Here is a 24,130-nt window from a genome sequence, read left to right as displayed (position 1 = left end):
AGCGTTTTTTCCCACAAAGGGATTCAGTAAAAGGGGATGACTTTATGAGCACACAAGAGTTTTTAGCAGGTTACACAAGACGCTTTGTGGACAACAAAGAAGAGGAGCTAAGTCTGGATGAGTACCTGGAACTGTGTCGTACAGACCCTGCCGCTTATGCCAATCCAGCTGAACGACTATTATTGGCTATTGGTGAACCAGAGATAGTCGACACCCGCCACGATCCAATATTATCTCGCTTGTTTTCCAATAAAATTATTCACCAATACCCTGTTTTTAAAGAATTTTTTGGCATGGAAGAGCCCATTGAACAAATCGTTGGTTTCTTAAAACATGCCGCACAAGGCCTGGAAGAAACGAAACAGATCCTCTATCTATTAGGTCCGGTTGGCGGTGGAAAATCATCACTGGCAGAAAAATTGAAAGATTTGATGCAGAAAATTCCTTTTTATGCCATCAAAGGCTCTCCCGTTTTTGATTCGCCACTATCTCTGTTTAACCCGGAAGAAGATGCGGAATTACTCTATGAGCGCTATGGTATTCCATCACGCCATCTACGTTATATCATGTCGCCCTGGGCAGTGAAGCGTTTGCAGGAGTTCAATGGCGACATCAGCCAATTTCGTGTAATAAAAGTTAAACCCTCGCGCCTGAAACAAATTGCCATCGCCAAAACTGAACCCGGAGATGAAAACAACCAGGATATTTCCTCGCTGGTAGGCAAGGTAGATATTCGCAAACTGGAAGAATTTTCCCAGGATGATCCGGATGCTTATAGTTATTCTGGTGGCCTGTGTAGAGCCAACCGCGGCCTGTTAGAATTTGTCGAGATGTTTAAAGCCCCGATTAAGGTATTGCATCCTTTACTGACCGCTACTCAAGAAGGAAATTACAATGCCACTGAAGGGTTATCTGCGATTCCTTTTGAAGGCATTATTCTAGCGCACTCGAATGAATCAGAATGGCAATCATTCCGTAACAATAAAAATAACGAAGCGTTTATCGACCGGATCAATATCGTTAAAGTGCCTTATTGCCTGCGCGTTTCTGAAGAAATAAGGATTTACCAAAAATTGCTGGATAACAGTTCGCTAAAAGAGGCGCCCTGTGCCCCAGGAACACTTGATATGCTAGCGCAATTTTCAGTTTTGACTCGGCTAAAGGAACCACAAAATTCGAGTATCTATTCCAAAATGCGTGTGTACAATGGCGAAAGTTTAAAAGATACCGACCCTAAGGCAAAATCTTACCAGGAATATCGTGATTTTGCCGGTGTTGATGAAGGTATGAGTGGAATTTCCACCCGTTTCGCCTTTAAGATCCTGTCAAAAGTATTCAACTTTGATCATTCTGAAGTTGCCGCCAATCCTGTCCATTTACTCTATGTACTTGAGCGGCAAATTGAACAGGAACAATTCCCTCAAGAGTTACATGAAAAATATTTAACCTTCATGAAGGAGCATCTGACTGCCAAGTATGTCGAATTCATTGGCAAGGAAATCCAAACTGCTTATCTCGAGTCCTATTCTGAGTATGGACAAAATATTTTCGACCGCTACATTACTTATGCTGATTTCTGGATCCAGGATCAAGACTATCGTGATCCGGATACTGGCGAAATTTTTGATCGCGGCTCACTTAATTCTGAGTTGGAAAAAATAGAAAAACCAGCTGGTATTTCCAATCCGAAAGATTTTCGTAATGAGGTTGTCAATTTCGTTTTACGGGCACGCGCTAATAACCATGGCAAAAATCCCGTATGGAATAGTTATGAAAAATTGAAATCAGTTATTGAGAAAAAGATGTTTACCAATACAGAAGATCTATTGCCGGTGATTTCCTTCAATGCTAAAGCCTCTGAAGATGATAAGAAAAAACATGAGGAATTTATTGCACGCATGGTAGATAAAGGTTACACCCGCAAACAAGTCAGATTGCTCTGTGAATGGTATTTGCGAGTGCGTAAATCGCAATAACAAAATCTAAGTTTGTCTTGTAACGCCAATTTAATATGGGCTTACAAGACAACAGCTGATAAGGATGTAGTTATGTCGCAATTGATTGACCGACGACAGAACGCCGGCAAGAAAAGTACGGTTAATCGCCAACGCTTTCTTCGGCGCTACAAAAACCAAATTAAACGTGCCGTATCCGATGCGGTGGGTAAACGCAGTATTACCGAAATTGATCAAGGCGAACAAATCAGTATCCCTGCCCGTGATATTTCCGAACCACGCTTTCACCGTGGACAAGGTGGACGAGTAGAAAGGATCTTACCGGGGAATGATGAATTCATGACAGGGGACCGGATTAAACGCCCCAGTAGCAACAGCGATGGCGGCAGTGGCAGCCAAGCCTCTAACAGTGGTGAGGGTGAAGACGAATTTGTTTTTCAATTATCACGAGAGGAGTTCCTGGAATTATATTTTGAAGATTTAGAACTCCCTGATCTTGTAAAAAAAGAATTGGCGCGCATGACTACCTACAAAACCGTACGTGCCGGGGTAACTAGCAGCGGTATTCCTTCTAATATTAATGTCGTCCGCTCTATGCGCCAGGCGACCGGGCGGCGGGTGGCTTTAGCATCGCCCTACAAACGTGATCTGCGCCTTGCAGAAGAAGAATTAGCCCGTCTGGAAGCATCCCCTAATCCAGATAAATTAGAGTTGCTGCGTTTGCAAAGCGACATTGAGTTTTTAAAAAAGAAAATCGGTGCTGTCCCTTTCATTGATACAATTGATTTACGCTATAATAATCGAGTCAGAATTCCTGCCCCATCAACACAAGCCGTTATGTTCTGTGTAATGGACGTTTCAGGCTCTATGGATGAAGCCAAAAAAGATATCGCTAAACGTTTTTTCATTTTGTTGTATCTATTTTTAACTAAAAATTACGAGAAAATTGAACTGGTTTTTATTCGTCATCATACCTCTGCCAAAGAAGTGAATGAAGAAGAGTTTTTCTATTCACGAGAAACAGGGGGTACCGTCGTCTCCAGTGCCCTGGAATTATTGAGTGCCATTATTGACTCACGTTATCCAGCTGCTTCCTGGAATATTTACGTTGCGCAAGCGTCTGACGGCGATAATTGGAACGCTGATTCGCCCTATTGCCAGGAATTACTACAAGAAAAAATCATGCCCTTGCTGCAATATTTCGCTTACATTGAAATTATGCCTCGCCATCATCAAAGCCTGTGGGAGGTTTATCAGCAAGTACGTAATCAATACCCTAATTTTGCCATGGAAAATATCGATAATATCGCTGATATTTATCCTGTATTTCGCGAATTATTCAAAAGGAAAACCGCATGAGAAAGAAGCCTTTATCCACCGGCGCTGAATGGACCTTTGAATTGATTCAAGCCTATGATAAAGAAATTGCGCGCCTGGCCAAAGAATTCAAATTAGATACCTATCCCAATCAAATTGAAATCATCACGGCCGAGCAAATGATGGATGCTTACGCGTCAGTGGGCATGCCCATTGGTTATCACCACTGGTCTTTTGGCAAACACTTTGTTGGTGTAGAAAAGAGTTATAAACGAGGACAAATGGGTTTAGCGTATGAACTGGTTATTAACTCCAATCCTTGTATCTCTTATTTGATGGAAGAAAATACCATGGCAATGCAAGCGCTTGTGATAGCTCATGCCTGCTATGGACATAACTCCTTTTTTAAAAATAATTATCTGTTTAAAATGTGGACCTCTGCAGATGCCATCATTGATTACTTAGTCTTTGCCAGAAACTATATTAGCGAATGCGAAGAACGTCACGGCATTGACGAAGTAGAAGCCATTCTTGATGCCTGCCACGCCTTAATGAACTATGGTGTCGACCGCTACAAACACCCAGCCGTTTTATCGATTCAAGAAGAAAAAATTCGCCAACAAAATCGCGAAATGTATATGCAATCCCAGGTCAACGAATTATGGCGCACTATTCCACAAAGCAAACAGGTTGATGCCAATGGCCGCAAAAAACGCTTTCCGGAAGAACCGCAAGAAAACATTCTCTATTTCATTGAAAAAAATGCGCCGTTACTGGAATCCTGGCAGCGTGAAATTGTTCGTATTGTCAGAAAAATTGCGCAATATTTTTACCCTCAAGGGCAAACCAAGGTTATGAATGAGGGTTGGGCTTGTTTTTGGCATTACACGCTTTTACATGCACTCTATGACGAAGGTTTAGTAACCGATGAATTCATGCTGGAAATTCTGCAAAATCACACCAATGTTATTATGCAACCAGCTTTCAATAGCCCTTATTTCAGTGGCATTAATCCATACACCCTCGGTTATCATATGATGCAAGATATTAAACGTATCTGTGAAAATCCTACTGCTGAAGATAAAGAGTGGTTTCCTTACCTAGCCAATACCGATTGGCTAGGTAGTCTTGATAGCGCTATGCGTAATTTTAAAGATGAAAGTTTTATCGCTCAATATTTATCACCGCGTCTAATACGCGAAATGAAATTATTCCATATTGTCGATGATGACAGACATCCTGATTTAATGGTCGGCGCCATTCATAATGAACAAGGTTACCAAATGATCCGTGAAGCCCTTTCTCGCCAATATAATCTGAGCTATCTGGAGCCAGACATTCAAGTCTACTCTGTTGATATGGAAGGAAATCGCTCGTTGACTTTACAGTACAAACAGCAAAATCGTACTCCTCTCGGGGACAACACCAATGAGGTATTAAGACATCTCCATTCGCTGTGGAAATTTCCGGTCATTATGCAGGCTGTCGATACACAAGGACAAATTACCGCTGAATACCACTGCCCTCCTCTCCCCAACACGAAGCGTCATCAGCAAGATACTCATTAACCATTTTGGACTGGATGCAACCGCATCCAGTTCCCAGAGAAATACCTTGATTTGATTAGTTATTATTGTTGTAAAATAATTAGAAACAGTACTGAAAAAAAGAGTCCGCTCATCACTAATAGTGAATCCAGGGGAATTAATTTACGTCAACCGCTCAATAGTAAGGGTGTGACTTCCATTTATATTGATAACTGCGCACAACAATTTATTTAATATTCTCCGCAGAAAGTTTACGCGGCTGATCTTCCCAATGATTTGCAGTTGGATGGCCGTGAAGGCCTTTTCACAATTGCCAGAAAACCCGATAAATAAACAGCAAGCAGAACTTATTGTATTATGAACAAAAATGCAAAGTGTTATTATCAAAGCGCCATACAACTTAATCTTCCAGTAGAGCAAGAACCCCCATAAACTTTGGAGAGTGTCTCCGTTATGGTTCAAAAAAAATAATACACAGCCTGATCTATAGACATCCTTTTGCCTATTTTAAGATTCTTTATAAGAACAGACATACCACTATCTATATAAAAAACGCGTTGCTCTTTATCTTATTAACTCTAATTTATTCCTTTACCGGTTTAATTTATTCTATACTTATCTTCTAATATGGATGAATTTCTAAGCCATGCTATCATCCGCTCGACAACTAACCCATAAAAGAACCCTCACGCTTTGGGGATTATACCAACATGACTGCAGTGAAAATCTCTGATTATCGGTATCTTGCTCAACAGAAAATTTCCAAAGAAATTTTTGATTTTATTGAGGGCGGTGCTTGTGATGAAATTACCAGAAAAAATAACAGGAATGCTTTTGACAAAGTAGATATTCGCCCCTTTTGCTTAAGAGATGTTGCAACAATTGATTCTACAGCCAAGTTAATTGGTTATCCAATTCCAACCCCATTATTGCTCGCACCGACAGCTTTTCATCAGCTGGTAGACGCATCAGGTGAACTGAGTACTGCCAAAGCTGCCAAATCTCTCGGGATACCAATGGTTGTGAGTTCGATGTCTAATAAGCCACTGGAAGAAATCGCAGCACAATCAAAGCATCAGCAACTATGGTTTCAAGTTTATATTTTCAAAGAAAGAGCTATCACAGAAGAGTTGGTTCGTCGTGCTGAACAGGCAGGCTATAAAGCGATTGTATTAACTGTTGGCGTTCCTTTCAGTGGGAAACGGGAAAGGGACATAAAAAACCTCTTTTCGCTGCCCAAACAACTGACCACTGGAAATTTTAAAAGCAATGTTAACGCAGAAGTGATTTACGATTTTACTGCAGCACAGCTCGATCCCTCCATTACCTGGCGTGACGTTGAATGGCTCAAAACAATTACCCCATTACCTCTGATTCTTAAAGGCATTCTTAATCCCTTAGATGCCAAGGAAGCCTGTCAATTAAATGTAGATGGAATTATTGTGTCTAATCATGGCGGGCGGCAATTAGATACAACAGAGGCAACATTATTGGCCTTGCCTGATATCTCTAAAGCGGTAGGCGGCCGAACGATGATCCTATTAGATGGCGGGATAGAGCGGGGAACTGATATTTTTAAAGCCATTGCATGGGGGGCAGATGCGGTCATGCTAGGACGCCCGGTATTATGGGCTTTGGCGGTTGACGGAGAGCGAGGAGTATTGACTATGCTAAGCATGCTTATTAGTGAATTGGAAATGGCCATGAAATTGGCGGGATGCAATACAATCAAAGCGGTTAAGGACTTTGGCCCTCATCTTAGACTTAGAAATTTTTAACCACTTTATGAAAAAAAAAGTACTTCCTCAGAGTGAAAGGGGATTATATAAATCTGGCTTGGATCGTGAACGTGAAGCCGTTATTAGTGCACATTTTATGCACAAAATTAATCAGGAATCGACTTCCCAGTTATACAATGCTAAAACTTTTTCACAAAAAGCCATAGTCTGGGATTTTAAAACCATTCAGGAACAGTTAATTCCCGCCATTCTTGGCGCTTCAGAACAATTTATTAAGGAACGCGCCGCTGCTATAAAGGCAAGAGCAAAGAAAAATTATAAAGAATATGGCCTGAAGAATGAAAATGAGATAGGCCTGGTAGAAATGATTGCTGAGATCATGGTCGACAGGCAATTTTTAAAAGGCTCCAAATCCAATTACCCTCGTCTTAATTTAGCAAAAAAAATAAACGACCTGCTAGAAAAACAAAAACCACTAAGGATGGTCATCCCAGCCTTACCCTATAAGACTTCCTCGCCATTAAAATCAAGAGGCACCATGCCTGATTTTGCCGAAGTTAATTTTTTGCTGGCTTTGGCTGAAGTTGTTAAAACCATAAAATGGATTTGTAAAGAGTATTACCCCAATGAGTTAGTACAAATCAAGGGCTTTACCATTGTTACAGACGGAAGTCGTTTTAACCATTTTTTAAACGAACCTTCACATAATTTATCAATTTACCAAGAGCAGCTAAATAATTGGTTAGAAATTCTACAAATAACAGAAGATGTTGAAATAAGGGATTACCAAAAACTCATTACCCTCTCCCTTCCAACACAACTCTATGCAAATAAAACTAGCATAAGGGAGCAGGTACGCCAGCTTTATCTCCAATTAATGTTACCACTGCTCGATTTCTATGATATGGACCGCACCATACACAAAGCAATAGACATGGATCCAGAGCCTGAATCCAGTAACTTGGAAGGAAGATTTGTTCCTTTATTTAAATCGCTTATCTATATTGTTAATTATAAATGTCTATCGCATTATGCTGATTTATATGGAGAAAGCTATTCCGATTTATATAGCAAATTATCCAAGCATATTTTTGTACCTTATACCGTTTTAACTTCGGATGTTAAAACTAAAATAGAGCAATCGATTTCCTGTGTAAGTCAAGTTAACGACTTTTCCAACGAAAGCCTCATGGAGTATCTACGACAATCCATGTTGGAAGAAGCCTGGATGGCAGCCATTAATTACATTGCTGAAATTCGTAGTGATAGAGATTTGAAAGAAGATCCGATATCAACTTGTCTTCCTGATTATATCCGCTGGACTATCCATGCCAAACCAGGTCAGCTGGCTATTCTCACTACAACGGCTTTTGGCGATCCTGTACAACCCTGGCACGGCGCTGGAGTCTTTAAGCGAACTAAAAATAATAAGATCAAGTTATATACTTTGCCTGTCTTAGCTTTGGAAGGCATGGGAGCAATACCGGTAATCATTGAAAATGAGCCAAATTACTTAAAACAGCCATTATTTTATATCGATCCTGAAATAGCTTTTGAGAATGCTGAAGATTTTATCAGCCTCATCAAAAATCAATTAACTCGTAAAAGAAAATTTTAGTTAAAATGGGTTAAGAACTTATATCTTGATCGGTGGGCAGTGCAACTCAGGACATCAAACCATACCAGCCAAGAGAGTGCCCCATACTGTTGAAGAAACTCTTTAAGCATATCTTGCTTTGTTGATTCGCTAATGCTTTGGTTGTCGGCATTTTACGACTACATGGATAACAATTAAAAATTAATGCTTAATTTTAGTTTAAACGTTGTACAAGAAACAGGATCTGTTTACCAACGCTAACCTTGCTAGTTTGCTGAATTTACACAATAATTCAGTATACCTTCCAAGGAGTATAGGTTATCTGACTTGTGAATCATTATGAACAAAAATGCACGTTATTACTATGAAGCCGCCTTAGAACTCCTTCTTCCTGTTGAAGAAACACCTGAAATAGATGGATTTACTTTAAAGCTAGGTAAAAAGAATTATTTTTTTTATGGTAGTGCCACCCCCATTAATGACAGTGGCAGCATGCTTGTAGCCCGCAACAAATATTGTATGAATAAAACGCTTGAGAGAGCTGGCCTGCCCGTCCCTAAGAGCGACTTTGTGCATGTCAGTGAATACTTGCAAGAAAAAATGGAAAAAAAAATAGCCCCTCTCTCTTATCCACTCGTGGTAAAGCCTCAAGAAGGCAAATTAGGCAGAGGCGTGTTATGCAATATTAAAACACTTGCCCAGTTAAAGAATTATATGTCCAAGGGTTTTCTGTCTGATGACTACCTACTTGTTGAGGAATTTCATGGCAATCTAAACTCTTATCGTGTCCTGGTATTGAATGGACGTGTTCTGGCTGTTATCCAGCGCTATCCTTCGCATATTATCGGTGATGGTGTTCATACTGTACAGCAGTTGATTGAGCTAACAAACATCGAACGAACGCAAATCAGTGATGCATATGGTCCAATTACTGTTGATGAGGAGTGTCTGATTAGATTAGATGAATTAGGGATTACTTTAGACTATATCCCTTTCGCCGGCGAATGGCTTACCTTAGGTTATACCTGTAATGCTACGCGGGGAGGCACCTACACCTCTCTAGGCAACAAAATATGCAAAGAAAACCGCCGCCTGATGGCTACCGCAGCAAAAGCGCTGTCTCTTGAGCTGGTAGGATTTGATATACAATGTGCCGATATTAACCGCCCCATCCAATCCACTGCTGGTGTTATTATTGAGGCTAATGCAGTAGGCCCAAGTATCCGCATTCATGAATCGCCTGTATCAGGCATACCAGTTAAAGTCAGTAAAAAAATAATTCGCAGACTGATTTACCGCCATCCACTCTCCTATTTAGCAGCGCTGTATAAAAATCCTCGTTCTGGCGTCTACCTGAGAGCCTTGATTTTGGTAGCCATCTGTGGACTCGGTTATTATGGATTCATCGGTTTTTGAGCTGTAGAATCAATAAAAAGGCAAGGTTATCTTCACCTCGCCTCGAGATGCTACCCCTAATCGCTAGCCAGTTCTATTGCAAAGGCTAATCCCAGTTTAGTGAAATTAACCATATGATCGGTGTTCAATAAATCTATCGTATCCGCTGCAGAATGGATATAAGGGTTATGCCGTTCAAAACTGGTTTCACAGGGAAAAGCAGCGGGAATACCTGCAGACATCCAGGAGGCATGATCACTACAACCATAGCCACAACGGGAATAAGCGACAGGTACCTTGATGTAGGTTTTGATAAGTTCAGCAATGTAATCACTCAACATCTTATCGGTATAATCGCGAAAGACCCACATGGTGGGATCATTGGCTTCATTGCGAAACCCTGTCATATCAAATTGAATGACTGCTTGAACCGGAATCTCTTTACGCAAGAACTCTCGCACTACATATTGGGAGCCAACCAAACCACGCTCCTCCGCTGCATACCAGATCAAATAGATTGGCCGCTTAAATGTCAGCGATGAGGCCAATAGCACTCGAGCCACTTCCATCAGTGAGGCGGAGCCACTTCCATCATCGCCTGCACCTGGCATAAAACCGTCCAAGGTATCCATATGCGCACCAAGTACTATCGCGGGCGCGTGGATATCCTTGCCAATGACAGTAACTAAGGAAGGTTGAATGTAATTTCCTGTCTTTACAAAATAGCTTTTCGTATCACTACGACCATAGGCATGAGCTGATCCATCAAATTGTTTCTGTAACCATTTTGCTGTTTCTACGCCGCTATCCCCAGTCGCAGAACGATTGTAATAGTTACTCAAATGGGATACGACTTGAATAATATTGTCAGCATCAATTTTTGCCAAAGCTTCATTAACTTTTCTTTCCTGATTTATTTTATAAGGCGGCGAAGAGATAAACGCTGTTTTAAAGACTGGTGGTTTTGCTAATAACTGCCGGGCAATTTTTTGTTTGTCAGTCGATTTGCTGGTAACAAAATAGTGACTCACATTCACAAAACGACCACAATGTGCTTCATCAGCTAATAAAGCAAGTTTATCCAATTCCTTTGTATGAAGCTCAATAACTTTAAAATTCCTATTTTGAGCGAGTACGCTGAACTCTCCAGATAATTTGGCTGCCAGGCATTGGGGTATCTGAAGTTGCTCCAGTATAGGCTTGGCTTCTGCAAACAACGGCTTGGCTGAGAAAATAAAGACAACTGTCAGAAAAATCATCCGTGAATAAAAACGCATAGTAACTCCCTGTTAAGTCAAACAGGCTAGATCCTACAGAAAGGCTCCCAGGATGCAACTGTTATTTTTATGGTCGATAACGGGTAATATTGGTCATCTATTATTTTTTATACTCATTCTTTATCGTGATAAATCTCTCTATAAAACAATATGATTTTTTTTTGCCCTTAAAGTTATTGATAATCATTTTCATTTGTTATAAAGTTCCACTTCCTTTGGTTTGCTTGTGTGGTGAACAATGAAAGTAAAAGCAAAAAAAATTCCCTATTACCTCCTCCTTCTGCTTCTTGCTACCGGCGCGAGCTTGATTTTAGGCTTATTAAGCTTTGGCGGCATGTTCGTTTTATTCCCCACCCTGACTGTTGCAGGAATGGCTCTTACTTTATCAGTCGCCTACGAGGGTGAAATTTATTTACAAAACATCAGTGGCGCTCTAAAAAAATTATTTTTTAAAAGCGATTTTTTACAAAATCATCTCGCCAACGAATATCTTTTAGAAAAATTCCCTAATACGAAAGAAAAATGTCCACAATTTTTCAAGGATTACGAAGCCCAATTACATTTATTACATAAATTTGGTCATAAACGGCTAAGCAAGGAAGATGCAGCCAGAAAAAAACTGATAGAGAAAACCTTAGGTGACATGGAAAAATGGTTCGCTACCCAATTATTCCCCAAGGCAGGTGACCACAGGGAACTCAGCCAATATGAGCAAGAGCTACGTGATTGGCTGGCTCTAAATGGACAAACCGAACAAATTCAATTATTGGAACAGCGCCGTGCTACCTACAATGGAGTAAAAATATTCAGCCTACTCGCCGGTTTGTTTATGGGCTATGGTACTACTTACCTGCTCGTCGAAGCCTTTGAGGTCATTCCATTCCTGGCGGCTATCCCTGCCGCGAGCTTACCGATGTTGATCGTTCCCATGGCTATCATTGCTGGTAGTGCCTATGGTTTTCTAACCTTTAACGCTGTTACCGATATGATTAATAATGATACTGTACGCAAGTGGTATCATAAAATTAAACGAAATGTTCAGGAAGAAGGATTCACGCCACGCAACATGTTTATTACGGGAACGGCACTCTTTCTCCTTAGTCTTACCCTTGCTCTGACTGCTTGCACGGCAGGTACCTGGTGGACCGTTGCGAAAAATACACGCCCTCTTTTCGCATGGATGGGAAATGTACCCAGCTATGTAATGGGTTTTTTCAATCCCCTAATTACCAGTATGTCAGCGCTTGTTTTTAATATGGAAAATACTAGCGAATCGCTGGAAATGATTGAGGAAATAACGGAGTCTAAATTCCCGAGGAATGCTTATCTTTTGGAGAATTTCCCTAACATTAAAGAGAAGGATTGCCCACAATTTTTCAAAGACTATAAAGCGCAATTGAAATTATTGCACCAATACAGTTACAAACATCTAAGCCAAGACGATCTGGTTCAAAAAAAGCAAATTATCAACGAATTGAATAGACTGGAAACCTTTCTTGCCAAACAATTGGCTCCAACAGAAGGTGAGCTGGTTAGTGAGGATGAACAAAAGTTACGTACATGGCTAAGGGAACATCCTCTAAAAACCCAATGGGAAAAAATCGTTCAAGCGTTTAAGGCCTTTAGAGAACGAGAAAACTGGGGGCAAATAGTTAACCCTGCCCGCTTAGTATTAGCTGTTACGATCATACCTCTACGTATTCTACTATTTCTTGGTCACTTAGTCAGTATCGGAGTTACTGCTGATAGGATGCCAGGGATTCCAGAAATTGTCTCTGCAATTCTGGGCATTGTCAGCGAAGGCTTTGAAGATGTCCATTATTTCGTCCCTTATGAGCATGTACATAGCCACTCAACCAAAGGACTTTTAGAAGAACGTCTGGAAGCTGGCCATGGCCATGATCACAATGCCGATCTACCAACACGCATACTCAAATTGATTACTTTTCCAATCTATGGTTTAGCAACACTCTGGGATAGTGCATTCAGCCAATTCAACCATCCTAAGCAACGATTGGGGTTAAGTACAGCCTGGGATAAACAAACTGGCCAACCTGCTGTTGCGCCCCGCGTGGAACTGGATAAAAAAGATATTGACACAATTTCTGAAGATTGGCGCCGTCATCAAGCTGATTTCCGCATTAAACGCTTCAAAGATGCTCATTTGAGTCATGTAGTGATGGGACAAAGCCTAGCTAAAGGCAAAGCTGAGCAGTTGACCTCATTACAACAAGACAAGTTACGTCAAAAGGGAGGCGATCAGACTGCTGCAGCAATAATTAGAGAGGAAGCCCAACAACCTATCTATAAGATACATCGCACGAATGGTATTTTTGGATTATTTTCCCATAAAACAACAACTACGGAAGATTTCCTGGCAGATTTATCTCACCGGGTTAGCTCCCCAGCCGCATAACAATTAAAAGGCAGTATGGTAAACCAATACTGCCTTTTAATTTTCATTCAGCCTGCTTTTTAGCTAATTCCTCAGCCAAAGTCGGCCAATCAGTATAACCATGTGCCCCACCACCATACCATAACTCCCGAGGCGCTTCGTTCAATATCGCCCCAGTTTGCAAACGTTCGACTAAATCAGGATTAGCGATAAAAGGGCGACCAAAACAGATTAAATCAGCCAGATTTTTCTCACGAGCTTGCATGGCAAGCGGCAAATCATAACCATTATTGGCCATATACTGGCCTTTGAATAAAGAGCGCAGGGTAGCAAAGCTAAAATCTGCAGGGATCGTACGCGGCCCAATAGTAACACCTTCAACACAATGGATATAAGCCAAACCAAACTCATTAAGCGCACTGACCATATAAGAAAAAGTAGCCATTGGATTACTATCAGCAATATCATTAGCCGGGCTAACTGGTGAGAACCGAATACCTATTTTATCCCCTGGCCAAACCTGTTTTACTGCATCGACCAGTTCTAATAAGAAGCGAGCGCGATTCTCCAAACTACCACCATAACGATCCGTTCGTTTGTTGGTTTTATCGCGCATAAATTGATCGATGAGATAACCATTTGCTGCATGAATTTCAATCCCATCAAAGCCTGCTTTTTTGGCACAACGAGCCGCATGGGCATATTGTTTGACTATGCCCGGAATTTCCTCTGTCTCCAGGGCACGAGGGGTAACAAGATCTTTAAAACCGGTTTCCGTAAACGCTTTTCCTTCAGGCTTGATTGCAGAAGGAGCAACCGGCAATTGATGGTCAAGCTGCAAATCAGGATGGGAAATACGCCCCACATGCCATAATTGCGCAAAGATAAGGCCTTTTTGGGCATGCACGGCGTCAGTAGACAATTTCCACCCGGCAATCTGTTCTTCAGTATAAATACCAGGCGTAAAGGCATAACCTTTACCTTGTTGCGAAATTTGAGTTGCTTCACTGATGATTAACCCTGCACTGGCCCGCTGCGCGTAATACTCCGCATTCATCAGCCCTAAAACATCCCCTTTACCTGCACGACTACGTGTTAGCGGTGCCATAACAATACGGTTAGCCAGCTTAAGTGAGCCTAAACCAGTAGGCTGAAATAAATCCGTCGACTTCGCACTTTGCTTCATTGATCAGGTCCTTCTTTTCACAGTAATTATTAAGAGTAAAGGGCTTACTTAAAACTCCGCTCACTTCGTTAAATTTGATTTTATTTCGATCATTTACTAATGACGAGACTCTCTCATTAAAAGCAAATGTTGCCTCGACCACAAATTTTCGTAAGCCCTGAAATAGTGAGACTGATAACCAATGTAAGATTATTTAAGGACTAAGCCAATAAGTTTTTTAATCCTGCCAAATGAGACTGCGCCAGGGCCTTTGATTTGGCCTCGTTACGCTCACCGCTCTTACCATACCATTCCAGGCTATCTTGCGGTAATTCATCCAAAAAGCGACTGGGTTGGCATTCCTGCAATTCACCGACACGACGACGCTGTTTCGCCAACGTTAAACAGAGACTCTTTTGTGCACGGGTAATCCCGACATAAGCTAAACGCCGCTCTTCTTCTATTTGCTCTGTATCAATACTCACTCGATGTGGCAATAATTCCTCCTCCATGCCTACCAGATACACAAAAGGAAATTCCAAACCTTTTGAAGCATGCAGCGTCATTAGTTGCACTGTATTAGCGTCTTGTTCATCTGCTTGCTCTAAAATATCAATAAGAATCAATTTATTAATCACATCCGCTAATTGCTGGGTAGTATCTTTAGCCAGTAAACGCCCAACCCATTCTATTAACTCCCAAACATTGTCCATGCGTTTTTGAGCTTTGGCCGGTGTATCACTTTGCTCATAAACATAAGCTTCATAACCACTGTCTTCTATCATTTCACGTAAAATTTCCAATACTGGCTCGGTCTGAATACGTGTTTTTATGGTATCCATCCATCCTTTAAATACTTGTAAAGCCATACGTGGCTTATCGGCAATCTGGCTGCCAAGTGCCAGATGATCGCAGCATAGATAAAGACTTTGACCTCGCGTTTGAGCATAGTGCCCTAAGGCATCCAAGGTTGTCTCACCAATACCCCGTTTGGGCGTATTGATTACCCTTAAAAAAGCCGCATCATCAGCCTCATTACAAAGTAATTTAAGATAGGCAAAAATATCCTTAACTTCCGGGCGTGCAAACCAGGATTGCCCTCCACTAATATGGTACGCAATACCATGATGACGTAACATTTTCTCAAAAATTCGTGATTGGTGATTGCCGCGATACAAAATGGCGTAATCCCCATACTGAGTGCCCTGACGTAATTTTTGACTGATTAAATCAGCGACCACTTGCTCGGCCTCATCATTTTCATCCTTACAACACAAAACACGTAACAGTTCACCATGTCCCAATTCGCTCCATAATTTTTTACTAAACAGATGCGTATTATTGGCAATTAAATGGTTGGCAGCATGCAGGATTCGGCTAGTGGAACGATAATTCTGTTCCAATTTTATTAGTTTTAATTGAGGGTAATCGCGTTGTAACTGGGCAAGATTTTCCGGCTTAGCCCCTCGCCAGGCGTAAATAGATTGATCATCATCACCTACTACCGTAAAGTGGGCACGTACACCAACCAGAAGTTTGACCAGACTGTACTGACTGGTATTGGAATCCTGATACTCGTCTACCAGTAAATGACGAATTCTATTTTGCCAATATTCTCGTAGCTCAGCATGATGACTTAAAAGACGTACCGGCAAACGAATTAAATCATCAAAATCGACGGCATTATAGGCTTTTAAAGCTTGTTGATAACGAGGGTAAATTAAAGCAGCTTCTTCGTAAATCGGCAAATCAGTAGTACCACCACTCACCTCATGAGGCTCCAGTAAATCATTTTTCCAACGTGAAATTTGTTGTTGTATCTGCATAAGATAATCACGCTCATTGGCTTTACCAACGGGTAAAAATCCACGCAACAATTGCAGACAGTCCTCACTATCAAAAATGGAAAATCCGGTTTTTAAATCACATAAGGCCACATGCCGTTTAACAATACTCAAGCCCAGGGTATGAAAGGTAGCGATTCTTAAACCATGCCGCTTAGCGGCTGGCAAGACAGCAGCGACTCGCGCACGCATTTCATTAGCCGCTTTATTGGTAAAGGTAACGGCACAGACCGTATTGGCTGCATAACTGCAGTGTTCAATAAGATAGGCTATTTTTTGAGTAATCACTCGCGTTTTACCACTACCAGCACCAGCCAGCACTAATAAAGGCCCATCAATATATCGGACAGCCGCCTTTTGCTGTGGATTAAGCATGCCTTACTCTCGAACAAAAATGAAACATTTAGCTCCTTCGAAACCAACGCGTTTCGAAAAAGGCTATTATCGCTTGTCACTCGCAGGCAGGCAAGCAATCTACTTTATGGTAGAATTAATCGATTTGTTGTTCTTAAGGTCCAAGATGAAAGAAACTGACTCTCTTCAACGTTTTTTATTTGAGCATGCCAGTATTCGCGGTGAAATAGCTCACGCCAAAGAAAGCTATCAAACCATCATGGCTCAACGCCCCTATCCAGCTATGGTAAAACACTTACTCGGGGAGGCATTGATCTCTTGCCTGCTTTTAGCAGGCAGTATCAAATTCGAAGGGGAATTAAGTTTACAATTCCAGGGTGACAAACGCTTACCGCTGTTATTAGTCCAATGTGATAATCAATTGCAGCTACGTGCTTTTGCCAAGTATGAAGAAAATCTTGAGGTAAAAGATTATGCTGAGGCCTTTTTAAATGGACAGATGGTATTAACCATTAATCAATACAAGCAAACTCAAACTTATCAAAGTGTTGTCCCCATTCATGCTACTTCGATGAGCGAAAATTTAATGCATTATTTTGCGCAATCAGAACAGGTTGCCAGTCGAGTCTGGTTGGCTATTGGTGATGACATGGCGGCCGGTATGTTGCTGCAATTAATGCCAGGACAAGATACTGTCCAACGTGAACAATTTTGGGAGTATGCTGTCCAATTGGGTCAAACTGTGAGCGATAACGAGCTATTAACACTCGATAATCAAACCCTGTTATATCGTCTTTATCATGAAACCGAATTACGCCTTTTTGACAACCGTCCCGTGTACTTCAAATGCCGCTGTAGCGAAGAAAAAATGAAACAGGTTTTAACTATTCTTGGTGAAGAAGAAACCAAGCAATTACTGGCAGAGCAAGGAAACATCGAAGTAAGTTGTGACTTTTGTAATAAGCATTACCGCTTTGATGCCATTGATATTACACTCCTATTTCGCAAATAAGCTCTTTTCAACAGGAGCGGTGCAAGCGGTGTTGATGATTGGCCTCTAACGCCTAGTTTAAAAGATAATGTTGTAAACCTTGGCATATTGCTTGTATAAAAGTTAAGTTACCTATTGATTGCCGAGAGCCAGTTATGCAGATGCGCTATGCTTTGCTTAACCTGTTGCTAATTTCTTCTTTACATGCAACCAAGGTACACATTATTGCCGTAGGGGATGTGCTTTTACACCCTCCCTTACAACACAAAGGTCTTGCTGATGGATTTAGTACGCTTTGGGAGCCGGTAATACCTGCCTTGAAAGAAGCTGATGTGACTTATGGGAATTTGGAAGGACCTGCGGCAGAAATGCTTGACCAGCACGGCAATACAACAACCAGTCTCCGTAGAGCATATACCGCCTATCCTATGTTTAATTACCCACCGGCATTGATTAGTGCCTTAAAAGCCTCTGGCTTTGATATTGTTTCCACAGCCAATAACCATACTCTGGATCGCTTCGCTATTGGCATTAACAAAACCATTGCGGCCCTCCATGAGAACGAACTGGCTTTTACAGGCACTCGCAGGCAGAACAGTGAAGATGCCTGGTATACAGAAACCAAAACAAACGATCTTTCAATAGCCTGGTTAGCTTGTACCCAAGACACCAATGGTATTGCTGATAAACATCGACAAGTATTGTTATGTCAGCGCGATAAAGAACAGGTCTTACACCTAGTAGCAGAACTTGCTAAAACACATGATGCCGTTATTGTGACTCCCCACTGGGGTATCGAATATCAAAGCCGTCCCAATAAAATCCAGCAACGATTTGCTCAAGAATTGGCAGAAGCTGGTGCTTTGGCTATTTTAGGCTCCCATCCACATTGCGTACAGCCCTTTGCCTGGTTAAATACCAGGGGTAAACAGGTCTTTGTTGCTTATTCATTAGGTAATTTTATTTCTAATCAAGGCAGCTTGAAAAACCGTACCAGCGGTTTGCTATCGCTCTATTTGGAAAAACGCGATGAAACTACCGTGATTAACAAGGTAAGCTATCAACCTACTTATATGGAAAATCGCGGCGGACAATTGCAGTTAAAAAAAGTTAGCTCGAAAAAACATCCTGCCTACCAATTGTTAAAAACGGTTGTAGGCGAAAATTATTTAACCATTAATCATTAATTTGTATGTACTCCAATCCCCCCGTAAGTTAGCGAAATACAAAAAAATTCGCTAACTGAGAAGAACTGATTTTTATTGTAAAGGTGAATTAATCTTCAGCATTCTATCATTGCTATATTGCAAAAAATCACCGCGCATTGCCCGTAAAATTTGTTGGAGATGAAGAAATTGCGCACTTAATTGCAGATACAGATCCCCCTCTTGCCTATCCTGCAATTCACCAATCGTTAGATAAGCAGCCTGCCCCATATCGGCAAAATAATCAAGACTGAGGTGGCGGCGCTCAGCTATACCGGGAAAGAGCCCACAAAAAAGCAAGCTTTTATCACCTACATCTCTTAATAATTCGAGCTGGCGCCGTCTTGGATTATTCATTGACTCAAGAAAATCAAGAGCAATAACCGATTCAATTAATTTGGTCCCCTGGGAAAAACGCATTAACAGAAAAACCAAATAACTCTCGGTATTTTCATTGAGTACAAGACTAGTGGAAGCCTGCGCCTCATTCACTAAGGCATGCCACTGGCTAAGTTCGGTGGGATGTAGAATCAAAGGCTTCATGGAGATCCCCCATTTCTTTTACTTTTTATAATAGTTTAGCAAACAACGTACCAGATGTTTTTGATTTTTATTAAATTCATGTCCTTCAGAAGCCGATGACAACGAAAACCTAGTGACCTGTAGTTTCTACTTGTTTGCCTCCATTCTTTTGATCCTGGCAGAGCGTGGGTGGAAATAGTGGTAATCCACCCGCAGAAAAAAACTAAGGCAAGAAATTAAGGTTTTAGCTAGCCTTCAATCGTATCGATTGCTTCAATACAGCAAGCAATCGGATCAAGTTCCGAATAAGGATTTGCTGGTAAAAATTCATTACTATAACAATGACGAATGTCAAACGCCTTATCAATAATTTGCAAATGCTCACTATAATCTCTGACTTTCTTCCAATCACGGGAAACATTGAGCAAGGTTCGGGAGAAAAAGGGTAAAGTACGGATGAATACTCTCTGATACATCTCTTGCCGCAGTTGGGGTTGCTGCTCGCATAGCAATTCAAAAGCGTCATCTGGATATTCAGTTGTATAAGCGGCACCGCGTTGAGTCGCTCTTAAAAACCCTTTAATCAACTCTGGCTGCTGTAGTGTCGTCTCAGGCACAATAAATTGAATAGAGCAAAAGCAACAGCAACCAAGCCCAGCCAATTGATCGAGACGTAAAAAAATGGTTTCCCCGCATAAATAGTCCAATTCAACACGTTGAAAATTAATAAAACCAATTCCCACATCGACTTTGTTACGGTAAATAGCGTCCGTAAGATTCATACCAATACGGACTGTTTCATAACTTGAGGGGGCAATCCCTGCTAGTTTTGCTAAATCATCAATAATTTTTTTGCCAAACTCGCCAATATAACCAACTCGCTTGCCTACAATGTCATGAAAGGTCTGAATACCACTCGATTTTAAGGCAATAAGGCCAGTAGGTGGTTCATCAAGCAACGTGCCAACGGAACTTAGATTATAACCCTTAGCTCGCGCCGCTACGGTGTGGATCATTGCTTTGACACCAAAATCCACTTTGCCCAAACCAACAATCTCCGTAACATCACTGGGATCATTAGGCTCCATAATAGCCAAGTGTATACCCTCCTGACGATAATATCCCTTTGCCTGAGCGACAAAAATCGGAGTATGGTAAGGATTAGCGCGCCAATTTAGAAGAAGGGTAGTTCTTGAATGAAGTGTCTGCATTGCTCGATCTCCTGGGTAAAAAAGAAAGGGAGATGGCAAAAGGGCTCCATTACCCAGGAGCCAGTTATATTTCTCAAGCCAAAGAAATATAAGCAGCCCTAATCGGGTAATAGACTTTTTGAAGGCATCCTTACGCTGGTATTATCCAGTTCAAGTTCAACGAGTATTTCTCAGCCGGTAAACCGGCACCCCGTGCCATCTTTAAAAATCGAATTTATCCTAATTTACTCATTGTTCTTTGTCAAACAGTACTACAAAAACTCAATTTCACCACTAGGCTCAATCACCATTTAAATTGAATACAATAAAAAAATCCGTAAACTGTTATTTTTCACAATTTCAAGGGAATAGTAGTCAAATGCCAGCGCGGTATGAATTAACAGCGGAGCAGTGGCGTAAATTAGAGCCATTTCTTCCAGGGAAAGCAACGGATAGGGGTCGAACAGGGACAGATAACCGTTTATTTGTAAATGGCTGTTTATGGGTGATCCGCAGTGGAGCGATGTGGCATCACTTGCCGGAGAGATATGGGCCATGGAAGAGGACGTATAATCGTTTTCGTCGCTGGGCACATGCGGGCGTATGGGAAAAAGTATTTGAAATTCTGCTGTCAGATAGTAAAAACCGTTATCGCATGATAGACAGCAGTATCGTACGTGCACATCAGCATGCAACGACTGGAAGAGGTGTAAAAAAAACTCGACTGTGGGGCGAAGTCGAGGAGGATTAACCACAAAGCTGCATCTTGTCACAGACGGGACAGGCAAGCCGGTCAAGTTTCAACTGACAGCGGGACACACGGCTGACTGCACCCAGGCTGAGTCTTTGCTGGAGGGGCAAACAGCAGAGGCTGTACTCGCAGACAAAGGTTATGACACCGATAGTATTGTTCATTATGTTAAGCACTGTATGAAGGCAGTAGCCGTTATTCCTCCAAAACGGAACCGTATTGTGCAGCGCCTGTATGAAAAAGATACCTACAAAATGCGAAATCTCATTGAGAGAGCATTTAATCGATTCAAGCACTGGAGGAGAATCGCAACTCGATATGACCGTTGTGACTCCATTTTTATCTCGTCCATTGCTCTCGCTGCCATTGCTATTTGGGCATAATTAAATGGTGATTGAACCTAGGGATAGCTGATCAAATAATTAACTTTTTAAAAAGTAATAATACGAATCCGATTATCATTGAAACGAGTGAGCTCTATTCTGAGGAGCAAGGTGAGTATTTTAAAATAAATCCCTCTAATAAAAATCATTATATAAAAGTTATTAGCGCAATCGGCAACAGACTATATAATCCCATAGTTTTACATTGTCTTACTTGTTCAAATACAGGAAAAGGCATGCTTTCACATAGGGAAATTGATGGGCAGCTTGAATTAGGTTTTTATAGCATATTGTTTTTAGCTCAATCTTATCTAGAGTGTGTTGGTGATCAAAGAGCTTTAAAAACACTTATCATTTCTGCAGGTACACAACAGGTTGTTGGTTCAGAAAGCCTAATTCCTGTTAATGCAAGTCTCATGGGACCTTGTCGAGGGCTTAACAAAGAACATTCGTCCATACAATGTAAATTAATTGATATTAATCCAGACGAACCTCTTTTTTCTTTACAAAATTTATTAAATATCGTTTTCAGTGTTTGCTTGAATGAGGCTTGGAGCGAAGAGTCTTCTATTGTCGCTTATCGCAATAATTATCGGTGGGATTTAACATATGGATTAGCAAAATCACATAAAAGTGTATTTCGATTGAAAGATGGGGGAACTTATCTTGTTACTGGAGGGCTTGGAGGCATTGCTTTAGTGATTTGTGAAGCAATCACAAAAAGCATCAAAAATCCGCGATTTATTTTACTTTCCAGGACTTCAATGATTCCTGAGGAAGAATGGGAGCATGTCTTAGAAGATCCAAATCACGCTTTTTATCAAAAAATTAGTGAATTAAAAAAAATGCAAATACTTGGTGCCCATTTTATTTTTCATCAAGTAGATGTAGCTGAGTTTGAATCTTTATCTCTTATTATCAATCATTATACAACTACTGAAAAAATTAATGGAGTTATTCATGGAGCAGGGATTGCTGGTGGCGGTTTAATGACGCTTAAATCCCAAAAAATGATGCACGATATACTCTTACCTAAGATACATGGAACTTACAACCTTGCAAAAGCTTTTCAGGATTACCCTTTAGATTTTGTTGTCTTACAATCTTCTATTGCCGCTGTTACAGGCGAACCAGGGCAAATAGATTATTGTGCAGCTAATTCCTGTTTAGATGCTTTCTCAGTGAGTAAACTTTTTTCAACTTCTTTTATACTTAGTATTAATTGGAATACTTGGCGCGACATTGGTATGGCAGTTGATGCTGCACGGATATATAAAGAAAATTTCTTAACCCGCGGAAATGACATTTCTCCAGCACAAGGGCAACAACTATTTTTGCAGGCAATGCAAAGGCAAGACCCTAATCTTGTCGTTTCTAATTTTGACATAGAATATTATTCTACAAAGACTAATCAGAAAATCGCTGGGGAAAAGAACGTTCTCCCAAAACAAGCCCGTCAAAATTTGAATCCCAATGTTGATTATGCACCACCGAGTAATCCCATCGAAAAACAGCTTGCCCAGTTATGGCAAGATAACTTAGGTATCGAACAAATCGGTATAAATGATGATTTTTTTATGCTTGGAGGGCACTCACTTAAGGCGATCAATTTAATGGGGAAAATTAATAAAATTTTTAATTGCAATTTCCCAGTAACCCAAATTTACTCTGCTCCAACAATCAGGCAACTTTGTTCAACTATATTAAATAATTCAGAGAGCATTTTGCCATATACTGCGATTCTTTTAAAAGAGAAAAAAAATTATCCTAATCTTTTTCTATGTCATCCAATTAGTGGGCTAATTAATTCCTTTCAATCTTTTGTTTCGCAAAGTAAATTACCTATGTCTATTTATGGACTTCAAGATCCGAGCATAGAAAAAAATAAGATGTTGTATGATAGTTTACTTTCTATGGCAGAAGATTATTTATTGACTATAAAAAAGATTCAACCTGTTGGCCCCTATTTTTTAGTAGGCTATTCTTTCGGAGGAAATGTCCTGTTTGAAGTTGCAAATAAGTTGTTACAGCAGGGAGAAAAAGTCAGTCTACTGGCCTTAATTGACAGTTGGGCAATAAATTCTCCTATTCTACATAATAAAATTTTTTTTAAAAAACATCTCGAAGAAATTAGTGGATTATCAGAGGAAGTAACAAACCTTGCGTGGGAAAGACAACAGTTTTTACTTAATCATTCATTGAGTACTATGGATCAAGAAATCTTATTATTTAAAGCATCCTATCTATCCGATGTTTATCAGACTATTGATCACCCTACCAACGGATGGTCTAAGTATAATAAGGGAAAAATCATATGCCATACCATTAATAGTAATCACGAGAATATTCTCGATGATGAGAATAGCGGAATTATATTACAATTAATTATGCAGTATTTGAAGAAATATGGGATAGCTAATGAAACTCTCGAAAAATGCACTGATTGATTTTGGGGAAATACAGTCATTGTTAGAAACTTCTGTAATTGCTGTTAATGAAAAGC

At 40.7% G+C, this 24,130-nt stretch carries 16 protein-coding genes and 1 riboswitch; of the genes, 11 read left to right on the top strand and 5 right to left on the bottom strand.

Annotation, left to right across the window (positions count from 1 at the left end):
- The first annotated feature begins 44 nt into the window (after nucleotides 1-44).
- The 6 genes from Lfee_RS09385 to Lfee_RS09360 all read left to right on the top strand — a co-directional run bounded on the left by Lfee_RS09385 (nucleotide 45) and on the right by Lfee_RS09360 (nucleotide 9,571).
- Entirely contained in the window at nucleotides 45-1,976 is a 1,932-nt protein-coding gene (locus Lfee_RS09385; RefSeq protein WP_058446105.1) for a PrkA family serine protein kinase, read from the top strand.
- Nucleotides 1,977-2,048: 72 nt separating this feature from the next.
- Nucleotides 2,049-3,314, top strand: a complete 1,266-nt coding sequence (locus tag Lfee_RS09380) for a YeaH/YhbH family protein (RefSeq protein WP_058446103.1) — start codon at nucleotides 2,049-2,051, stop codon at nucleotides 3,312-3,314.
- Nucleotides 3,311-4,840 carry a SpoVR family protein gene (locus Lfee_RS09375; protein WP_058446101.1) on the top strand — a complete coding sequence of 510 codons (1,530 nt, stop codon included), beginning with the start codon at nucleotides 3,311-3,313 and terminating at the stop codon, nucleotides 4,838-4,840. Before Lfee_RS09380 ends, Lfee_RS09375 begins: the two co-directional genes overlap by 4 nt.
- A gap of 689 nt (nucleotides 4,841-5,529) precedes the next feature.
- Entirely contained in the window at nucleotides 5,530-6,597 is a 1,068-nt protein-coding gene (locus Lfee_RS09370) for an alpha-hydroxy acid oxidase (protein ID WP_058446099.1), read from the top strand.
- A 7-nt stretch (nucleotides 6,598-6,604) separates the two neighbouring features.
- The gene (locus tag Lfee_RS09365) at nucleotides 6,605-8,176 is read left to right on the top strand and encodes an L-tyrosine/L-tryptophan isonitrile synthase family protein (RefSeq protein ID WP_058446320.1); all 1,572 of its coding nucleotides are present in this window, start codon (nucleotides 6,605-6,607) and stop codon (nucleotides 8,174-8,176) included.
- Between the two features lie 318 nt (nucleotides 8,177-8,494).
- Nucleotides 8,495-9,571: a UDP-N-acetylmuramyl peptide synthase gene (locus Lfee_RS09360; protein ID WP_058446097.1), complete on the top strand. Its 1,077-nt coding sequence runs from the start codon at nucleotides 8,495-8,497 to the stop codon at nucleotides 9,569-9,571.
- A gap of 56 nt (nucleotides 9,572-9,627) precedes the next feature.
- On the opposite strand, the gene lapA is transcribed toward Lfee_RS09360, so the two are convergent.
- Complete coding sequence (gene lapA, locus Lfee_RS09355) at nucleotides 9,628-10,827, bottom strand: aminopeptidase LapA (protein ID WP_058446096.1); 1,200 nt, start codon at nucleotides 10,825-10,827, stop codon at nucleotides 9,628-9,630.
- 238 nt (nucleotides 10,828-11,065) lie between these two features.
- On the opposite strand from lapA, the gene Lfee_RS17815 reads away from it, so the two are divergent.
- Nucleotides 11,066-13,243, top strand: a complete 2,178-nt coding sequence (locus Lfee_RS17815) for a hypothetical protein (RefSeq protein WP_058446095.1) — start codon at nucleotides 11,066-11,068, stop codon at nucleotides 13,241-13,243.
- Nucleotides 13,244-13,286: 43 nt separating this feature from the next.
- Here the strand turns inward: Lfee_RS17815 and Lfee_RS09345 are convergent, their stop codons facing one another.
- Nucleotides 13,287-14,408, bottom strand: a complete 1,122-nt coding sequence (locus Lfee_RS09345) for an alkene reductase (RefSeq protein ID WP_058446081.1) — start codon at nucleotides 14,406-14,408, stop codon at nucleotides 13,287-13,289.
- A gap of 200 nt (nucleotides 14,409-14,608) precedes the next feature.
- Nucleotides 14,609-16,606 carry a UvrD-helicase domain-containing protein gene (locus Lfee_RS09340; protein ID WP_058446079.1) on the bottom strand — a complete coding sequence of 666 codons (1,998 nt, stop codon included), beginning with the start codon at nucleotides 16,604-16,606 and terminating at the stop codon, nucleotides 14,609-14,611.
- 145 nt (nucleotides 16,607-16,751) lie between these two features.
- On the opposite strand from Lfee_RS09340, the gene hslO reads away from it, so the two are divergent.
- Nucleotides 16,752-17,597, top strand: coding sequence for an Hsp33 family molecular chaperone HslO (hslO, locus tag Lfee_RS09335; protein WP_058446318.1), 846 nt, complete (start codon nucleotides 16,752-16,754; stop codon nucleotides 17,595-17,597).
- A 134-nt stretch (nucleotides 17,598-17,731) separates the two neighbouring features.
- A complete protein-coding gene (locus tag Lfee_RS09330) occupies nucleotides 17,732-18,763 on the top strand; it encodes a CapA family protein (RefSeq protein WP_058446077.1) in 1,032 nt (343 codons plus the stop codon).
- A gap of 72 nt (nucleotides 18,764-18,835) precedes the next feature.
- On the opposite strand, the gene Lfee_RS09325 is transcribed toward Lfee_RS09330, so the two are convergent.
- Complete coding sequence (locus Lfee_RS09325; RefSeq protein ID WP_058446075.1) at nucleotides 18,836-19,324, bottom strand: hypothetical protein; 489 nt, start codon at nucleotides 19,322-19,324, stop codon at nucleotides 18,836-18,838.
- A 227-nt stretch (nucleotides 19,325-19,551) separates the two neighbouring features.
- Nucleotides 19,552-20,514 carry an ABC transporter substrate-binding protein gene (locus tag Lfee_RS09320; RefSeq protein WP_058446073.1) on the bottom strand — a complete coding sequence of 321 codons (963 nt, stop codon included), beginning with the start codon at nucleotides 20,512-20,514 and terminating at the stop codon, nucleotides 19,552-19,554.
- 110 nt (nucleotides 20,515-20,624) lie between these two features.
- Nucleotides 20,625-20,717: riboswitch (TPP riboswitch) on the bottom strand.
- Between the two features lie 155 nt (nucleotides 20,718-20,872).
- Between Lfee_RS09320 and Lfee_RS16725 the strand changes: the two genes are divergently transcribed.
- Together Lfee_RS16725 and Lfee_RS09305 are read left to right on the top strand one after the other, a co-directional pair.
- A protein-coding gene (locus Lfee_RS16725) for an IS5 family transposase (protein ID WP_112854547.1) occupies nucleotides 20,873-21,627 on the top strand; the annotation gives its coding sequence in 2 pieces (ribosomal slippage) (nucleotides 20,873-21,203 and nucleotides 21,203-21,627; 756 coding nt in all).
- 11 nt (nucleotides 21,628-21,638) lie between these two features.
- Nucleotides 21,639-24,074 carry an SDR family NAD(P)-dependent oxidoreductase gene (locus Lfee_RS09305; RefSeq protein WP_058446066.1) on the top strand — a complete coding sequence of 812 codons (2,436 nt, stop codon included), beginning with the start codon at nucleotides 21,639-21,641 and terminating at the stop codon, nucleotides 24,072-24,074.
- Nucleotides 24,075-24,130: the final 56 nt, after the last annotated feature.

This window comes from Legionella feeleii (genome assembly GCF_001467625.1).
GTDB classification, from domain to species: domain Bacteria; phylum Pseudomonadota; class Gammaproteobacteria; order Legionellales; family Legionellaceae; genus Tatlockia; species Tatlockia feeleii.
The sequence above is the reverse complement of the archived record's forward strand: the minus strand, read 5'-3'. Positions and strand labels throughout refer to the sequence as shown.